This is a genomic window from Burkholderia sp. TSV86 (assembly GCF_001522865.1).
In the GTDB taxonomy this organism is placed as follows: domain Bacteria; phylum Pseudomonadota; class Gammaproteobacteria; order Burkholderiales; family Burkholderiaceae; genus Burkholderia.
Genome location: NZ_LOWB01000128.1, coordinates 1 through 5,538, shown reverse-complemented (window position 1 = coordinate 5,538; position 5,538 = coordinate 1). Strand labels below are relative to the sequence as shown.

Sequence of the window (5,538 nt, the reverse complement as noted above, 5' to 3'; positions counted from 1 at the left end):
CAAGAAGATCTACGACTCGATCGCCACCTTGCAGACGGACCTTGATGCGTGGCTCGACCAGTACAACAATGAACGAGAGCATCAGGGGCGCTGGTGTTACGGCAAGACGCCGATGCGCACTTTCCTCGATTCGCTCGATCTCGCCAAGGAGAAACTCATCCCCCATTGATGACTCGTACTTTGTCGGCCCGACTACCTGTCAGATCAAGTCCCGGCTAATACACTTCAACTCTGCTGTGCTCCCTCTCGATAGGCGGGCAATGAATTCAGTAACGTGCTGCCTTTCGTGGCACCACCCCAACTATTCAGGTCAAGCTCAGCGTGTGTGGAGATGCACGTAAGCGTTCCAACTTTCAGTTTGGCCTCTCGCGCCACAAAGCCGAGCAGCTGAGAAAGCCCGAGGAGATTCCCGAGCGCACGTGCAGCGTAGTGATGCGAGCGATAGATTGCGGTCAAATCAACAGCCTCTCGATTAGTCAGCTTGAATGAAAGATGACTTAGGCATGGCATATTGGAAATCTTCCTCCCGTCCGTCGCTGCATGGAAAGTTGCGATTTCACACACTGGCGAGACAGCACTGAGATCCAAGTCAGCAGTCTCGCAAAGTCCCGCGTCAACATCGGGAGCAACGATCCCGACCTCGAACGCTGACTGGTACGGATGGCCACCGTGCGCAGCACGATCCAACTTAACAATCGTCGTCTCAAGCTGGTTGATGTGTTTTCCAGTTCCCGTCGGCCACGCCATCATACGCATCGCATATGTGCCCCACGTATTGCGAACTGCTGCACGCTTCATGATGTTCACATATTCCCTGTACATGCCCTCCCGGCCGTGACGTTTATAGAGTGCGACAGGAAAAATAGTAGCGGCCACTGTCTTAACATTCAGCCCGTTCGAATACTTCCGCAGCACTGCATCGACTTGATTAAATACTTGCAAATCTAAGGGATCGAGTATTTCCGGGGCAGCGATCTCCAGCATCAAATTGCGATCCGTTCGACCATAGTCCTTCCGTGCATCGAGATGCCTACTTGCATCAAGCCAGACAGGAACCAATCGGTCAGCATGAAAAAGCTTGCCCATAGCAGTCATTTCCTGAATGCGTCAACAGTATGTGTATCAATGTAGTCCGAATGCAGCCAGGCATGCCCGTTATCTCCCCAGCCAACCCCCCAGCTGTTTCGGATACGAATGTATCGCTCAGAGGATGTCTTGTGTGTGCCAACAGCTGTTGCAATTACAGCATGACGCTGGCCAGGATAGACCTTCGGCGAGAAATCAACCAGTCCTGCTTTGGGGCGCATGAATTCCGGCGTCAGATTGATAACGAGTCCAACAGGGCTGCCTTGCGCGAGCATCGTCCCGACGGCCGTAGCGTTCGAGATATTTCCGCCTTTCATGACCGTACGAAAGAATATGCTGTCTTCCGGCAGCGGTAAAACTGCAAGCGGCAACGTTGGTTCGAACTGCTTGTATGGCAGCACTTCTTCAACCGGCAGTCCAGGATCAGCCGCAGCTACGATCGCATATTTCGTATACGTGCCTTCGCCAGGTTTCCAGCCAGGTGTCTTTGCCGCCGCACTTTGATAAAGATATTCCGCGCTGAGCAACGGACTTTGTGCATGGAACCTACTCAGGTCCGACATCGCGAACGCCATACACGTTGGTCGACTACCTTGTGAACGTGCTGGCCCAAACGCCGATGACACATCATGGAGAATCTCGATGCTCATTGCGCAGCTACTCCTTGAACCAGCTGCCGCCGCGATTGTGAGGTGAGGCCAAGCTCAATAGATTCGAATCTTGCCTCGAGGCCGAACAACGTGTCGGCAATCTCCTCATCTTGCCAAGGCTGAGACTCATGGAATTCCAGCTTGACTACAGGTACTGGGGCCGCACCGTCATGCTCCAACGTGTACCGCAACGGATGCGTTCCGCCTACTTGAATATCATCACCCGCCACGGACTCCTCACGAGAATCAACCAGTGCGGGCTGCAGCTCGAATCCGTCGGCCGCTGCCTCATCCAGCGACCACATGTATCCGGCAGAGATTCGACTTGGGAGGTCAACAACAAACCGGTCCTGTGCACGTGGCTCAAGAATCAAGTCACGATCTCGTTCGTCAAGCAGCCAGACATCTTCAATACGTGAATCATCTAACGCGAAGGGGGCAATGGAGCGTTTTATATCCTTCGGCGAAACGCGCACCAATCGCTTTGCCTCATCGAGGCTCATCAGCTTCTGTCGATGCAATGACCATACCGTTCCGGTATAGCTCACTCCCATCCGCAACGACAACTGGTAAACAACAACAGGATTCTTGAGCGAAGACGTATTCCAGTTCTTCAACGTCATCAGCTTCGCCAACAGCCACCGAGGCGTCAGGAGCAAATAGGCGAACCAATCTGCCTGTCGCTCCTTCAGACTTGCACTGGCATCGTAATCAATGCTGTGATCTGTTGTCGTCTCGTGCCCAAGAAAATAGTGACCAAGCTCGTGGGCACACGTCATGTGAACCAAGCCAGCTGGCCGTTCACCATTCACGAGAATACCCGGTTGAGATTCGCGAAGAAAAGCTCCCAGCAATCGATCCAACGGGCGCACCATCACTGGCACAGATTCGAGTGCGGCCACTGAAAATGGATCGATTCGGGTATAGCCATCGGCGATCCGGTGTCGCGCATCAGTGGCCTCAAGGACCTCCGACACCTTCCGCCCAACAGCGAACAATTCGTCGCGTACGGTCATTACTTATCTCCCCGGCCGCCTGATTTCGGACTGCGCTTCAAGAATTCAGCAAATCTCGACACTTCCTCTATGTCCCGCTCGGAAAGACCGTTCAACGTGCGGGCCAAGAATTCGACCTTGGCATCGCTTCCTGCGGGTTCCTCACCAGTCAGGAAAAACTGCACGGGACGTCCATACAGACGGGCAAGCTTGTCCAACTCGACTGCTTCCACCTTGCGAAGCCCAGATTCGATATTGGTAACCGCCGGGCGGGAAATTCCGAGCGCGTTCGCAACATCATCCTGGGATAGGCCCAAGTACGCGCGCGCTTCACGCAGCCGTCGCGCCATCTGCTGGCGCTGTTCGTCCGCATCTTCATTAGCGTTCATGTGACCTCCGTTCCGATGTGAGCAAGCACTTTCGTGGTTACATCACTAATAAACTGTTCTTTGGAGTCATATCCCCCCTTTCGAATCACGGAGCCCGCGTCGAGCTCCTTGCCCACTATCTCGTCCAAGTGCGTCAGCACCTCCACTGCGCTCATTGAGTCCAGTGGCGCCATGTACTCGAGTGTCTCGTCCGCCGAACTATCAACGGGGATAGCGTTATCGTCCCAAAATTGGCTCAGGACCGCCTCTATCTGCTGCGTGATCGGCTGGGAGTCTTCCATTTGGCAAATTTTCGAACATTGAATGTACGGAAATCATACATCCCCGGTGGAGGAAGTCAAGTTCTCAAACCAAGCGATCACTGCTCGGATAAAACGGGGACATATTGTGCGGACATCTGAAACTTCTCCGCGTCGATCACAATCTTGCAAGAGGGGGTTCTATGTGCCCATCTGGTGATCGAGAACCCTGCGATTTCATGCCTTCACGCGAGAAGCGGCATCGGCAGAGGACGTCTCGGTTCAATCGCCAAAGCGAGAGAAACGAAGGCGCTTGGCGCCCATACGGGGATGCCAAGCCACTTTGAGGCCCTCGCGCTGCTCGCCCGGCAGCGCATACAGTACATTCACAGCCAGATCGCCCACGTGGTACAGCCATGTCGCGAAGGCCACCTGGCCGTTATGCTGGGCGGTTTGGACGTCCGAGCCACCGGCGACCTCTACCGGCATAGGCAAATGACCGAATGCCAAGTAGATATGGGGGTGCGTTTGCCCGTCGACCAACGCCTTTGCGATCGGTGCAATGTCGATCGGGATGCCACCTTCGACCACAAGGCAGCCGAATAGCTTGGTGAAGTAAAGGTGCACGCGCCGCATGCAGCGCCGCGTGTCATAGGAAAAGAGCCAGCTGGCGCGGAACGATCCTGCCCCTAGCAACCGCGGCACCGCATCGCGCAATTCTCCCGAGGCGTGCTCCCAAGCGTAGTCATACGGTTGCGTTAGCTTGCTGTTGCAGGTCAGGCAGATGCGGTGCGCGAACTTCAGCGTGTCCGACTTGATGCTACCGACCTTCACGTTTCGGCGGCGAGGTCGACTTGACTGATCGCTTGCGTTGAAGAAAAGTGGTTTGGCCTGTGTCGCCTTGCCAAACAGCGCCTTGAGATCGGAGGCTTTGGCCAGGTGCTCCCGAGTGGCGGCGTCTTCAGCACCGCAGATCCAGCATTTCATGGACAGAGGCTCCAACGTATGATTCAACAGAGTAGATCGAAGTCGTCGCGCGCGCCAGAAAGGCAATGCCTCGTGCTTCCATGAGGCAGCCGCACTTGTACGTCCACTCTTGGCGACAACGGAATTGCCCGTTTGTGGCCGCGAATTCAATTGTTCGTCGCGAACCGAAATAGGTGTTCACGGCATCCCGGCCTCGACGTGTTTGAACACCAGAGATATTCCCCCCTGCTAATCCTGTCCATCGTTCGCCAGCACTTTGCGTCCCGCGCTGAACCCATCCGGTGTGCTCCCTGGGTTACGCGAGTCCTCTGACGAGTTTTGACGTTTTCATCAGACATTTAGTTTAAAGTAGCCTCGGCGCAATCCCAAAAGACGGAAACAACAACATGGATGCATTTATCGTTGAGGGCGACACCACCACCCATGGCGGGCGTGTGATCGGCTGCGCATCGACGACCAACGTCGATGGCAAACCGATGGCGCGCGTGGGCGATATGGTTACGTGCCCACGTTGCGGTGGCGTCTATCCGATCGTCACAAGCAAAAACCCGGGCTTCAACTTGCAAGGCCGAGCGGCCGCATTCGAGGGCGACAAGACCGCGTGCGGCGCGTCGCTGATCTCTTCGCAGACGCTTGCTCACGCGCGCGTGCCGACGGGCCCCGGCGGAACCGGCGGAAAGACCGCGACGCATGAAGCAACAGCCAATGCGGCGGACTCGTATCGCGGGCGTTTTCAGGTGCTCGACGAAGTGACAGGCAAGCCTGTCCCGAACCACCCCTATTCGCTTGAAACGGCTGATGGCCGAACGCTAACTGGCACAACGGACGCCGAGGGCTACACGCAGTGGCATGAAGCCGATTCCCCCGCTTCACTGCGCTTCGGCTCCGAGGCGTCGGGCGAAGGTGGCTCGGCATGAGTGGCTACGGATCGAGCAGCGCCCCAGGCGGGATGACGCCCAAGGGCACAACAACGCCAGTTCGCTTGAAGCCTTTGACGCTCGACCCAGTCGACAAGAAAGTCATCTGCAAAGCAGTCTGTGTGTGCAACCGTTCGCCGGACGAGAGCGAGTCCGAGGCCAAACTCAAACAGCAGTGCGTCTCACGCAATTTGCGCGACTGAATCGGCCCGGGTTTTTCGGAGACCTCAACCTTTGAGAGAATGGGGTCATGGAAACCTTAAAACCTGAAAGCA

General features: G+C 55.8%; 7 protein-coding genes and 1 pseudogene. 2 read left to right on the top strand and 6 right to left on the bottom strand.

Annotation, left to right across the window (positions count from 1 at the left end):
- Window positions 1-169 (top strand): annotated as a pseudogene (locus WS68_RS28095) (IS481 family transposase); the annotation flags it as partial.
- Between the two features lie 56 nt (window positions 170-225).
- On the opposite strand, the gene WS68_RS24005 reads toward WS68_RS28095, so the two are convergent.
- The 6 genes from WS68_RS24005 to WS68_RS23985 form a co-directional block, all read right to left on the bottom strand.
- Complete coding sequence (locus tag WS68_RS24005) at window positions 226-1,086, bottom strand: hypothetical protein (RefSeq protein ID WP_156429655.1); 861 nt, start codon at window positions 1,084-1,086, stop codon at window positions 226-228.
- 5 nt (window positions 1,087-1,091) lie between these two features.
- Window positions 1,092-1,736, bottom strand: a complete 645-nt coding sequence (locus tag WS68_RS27010; protein WP_082710276.1) for a C1 family peptidase — start codon at window positions 1,734-1,736, stop codon at window positions 1,092-1,094.
- Complete coding sequence (locus WS68_RS24000; protein ID WP_059573224.1) at window positions 1,733-2,752, bottom strand: ImmA/IrrE family metallo-endopeptidase; 1,020 nt, start codon at window positions 2,750-2,752, stop codon at window positions 1,733-1,735. Before WS68_RS24000 ends, WS68_RS27010 begins: the two co-directional genes overlap by 4 nt.
- Complete coding sequence (locus tag WS68_RS23995; RefSeq protein ID WP_059573223.1) at window positions 2,752-3,120, bottom strand: helix-turn-helix domain-containing protein; 369 nt, start codon at window positions 3,118-3,120, stop codon at window positions 2,752-2,754. The genes WS68_RS24000 and WS68_RS23995 overlap by 1 nt, the downstream gene beginning before the upstream one ends.
- Window positions 3,117-3,401, bottom strand: coding sequence for a hypothetical protein (locus WS68_RS23990; protein WP_059573222.1), 285 nt, complete (start codon window positions 3,399-3,401; stop codon window positions 3,117-3,119). The genes WS68_RS23995 and WS68_RS23990 overlap by 4 nt, the downstream gene beginning before the upstream one ends.
- A gap of 240 nt (window positions 3,402-3,641) precedes the next feature.
- Complete coding sequence (locus WS68_RS23985) at window positions 3,642-4,346, bottom strand: hypothetical protein (RefSeq protein ID WP_059573221.1); 705 nt, start codon at window positions 4,344-4,346, stop codon at window positions 3,642-3,644.
- Window positions 4,347-4,732: 386 nt separating this feature from the next.
- Here WS68_RS23985 and WS68_RS23980 point away from each other — a divergent pair, with 386 nt between their 5' ends.
- Window positions 4,733-5,263 carry a PAAR domain-containing protein gene (locus WS68_RS23980; protein ID WP_059573220.1) on the top strand — a complete coding sequence of 177 codons (531 nt, stop codon included), beginning with the start codon at window positions 4,733-4,735 and terminating at the stop codon, window positions 5,261-5,263.
- The last annotated feature ends 275 nt before the right edge of the window (window positions 5,264-5,538 follow it).

What these genes read in the sequence shown, in the direction of transcription:
- WS68_RS24005 (WP_156429655.1), bottom strand. Translation starts at nt 1,086, where the DNA reads ATGGGCAAGCTTTTTCATGCTGACCGATTGGTTCCTGTCTGGCTTGAT.
- WS68_RS27010 (WP_082710276.1), bottom strand. Translation starts at nt 1,736, where the DNA reads ATGAGCATCGAGATTCTCCATGATGTGTCATCGGCGTTTGGGCCAGCA.
- WS68_RS24000 (WP_059573224.1), bottom strand. Translation starts at nt 2,752, where the DNA reads ATGACCGTACGCGACGAATTGTTCGCTGTTGGGCGGAAGGTGTCGGAG.
- WS68_RS23995 (WP_059573223.1), bottom strand. Translation starts at nt 3,120, where the DNA reads ATGAACGCTAATGAAGATGCGGACGAACAGCGCCAGCAGATGGCGCGA.
- WS68_RS23990 (WP_059573222.1), bottom strand. Translation starts at nt 3,401, where the DNA reads ATGGAAGACTCCCAGCCGATCACGCAGCAGATAGAGGCGGTCCTGAGC.
- WS68_RS23985 (WP_059573221.1), bottom strand. Translation starts at nt 4,346, where the DNA reads ATGAAATGCTGGATCTGCGGTGCTGAAGACGCCGCCACTCGGGAGCAC.
- WS68_RS23980 (WP_059573220.1), top strand. Translation starts at nt 4,733, where the DNA reads ATGGATGCATTTATCGTTGAGGGCGACACCACCACCCATGGCGGGCGT.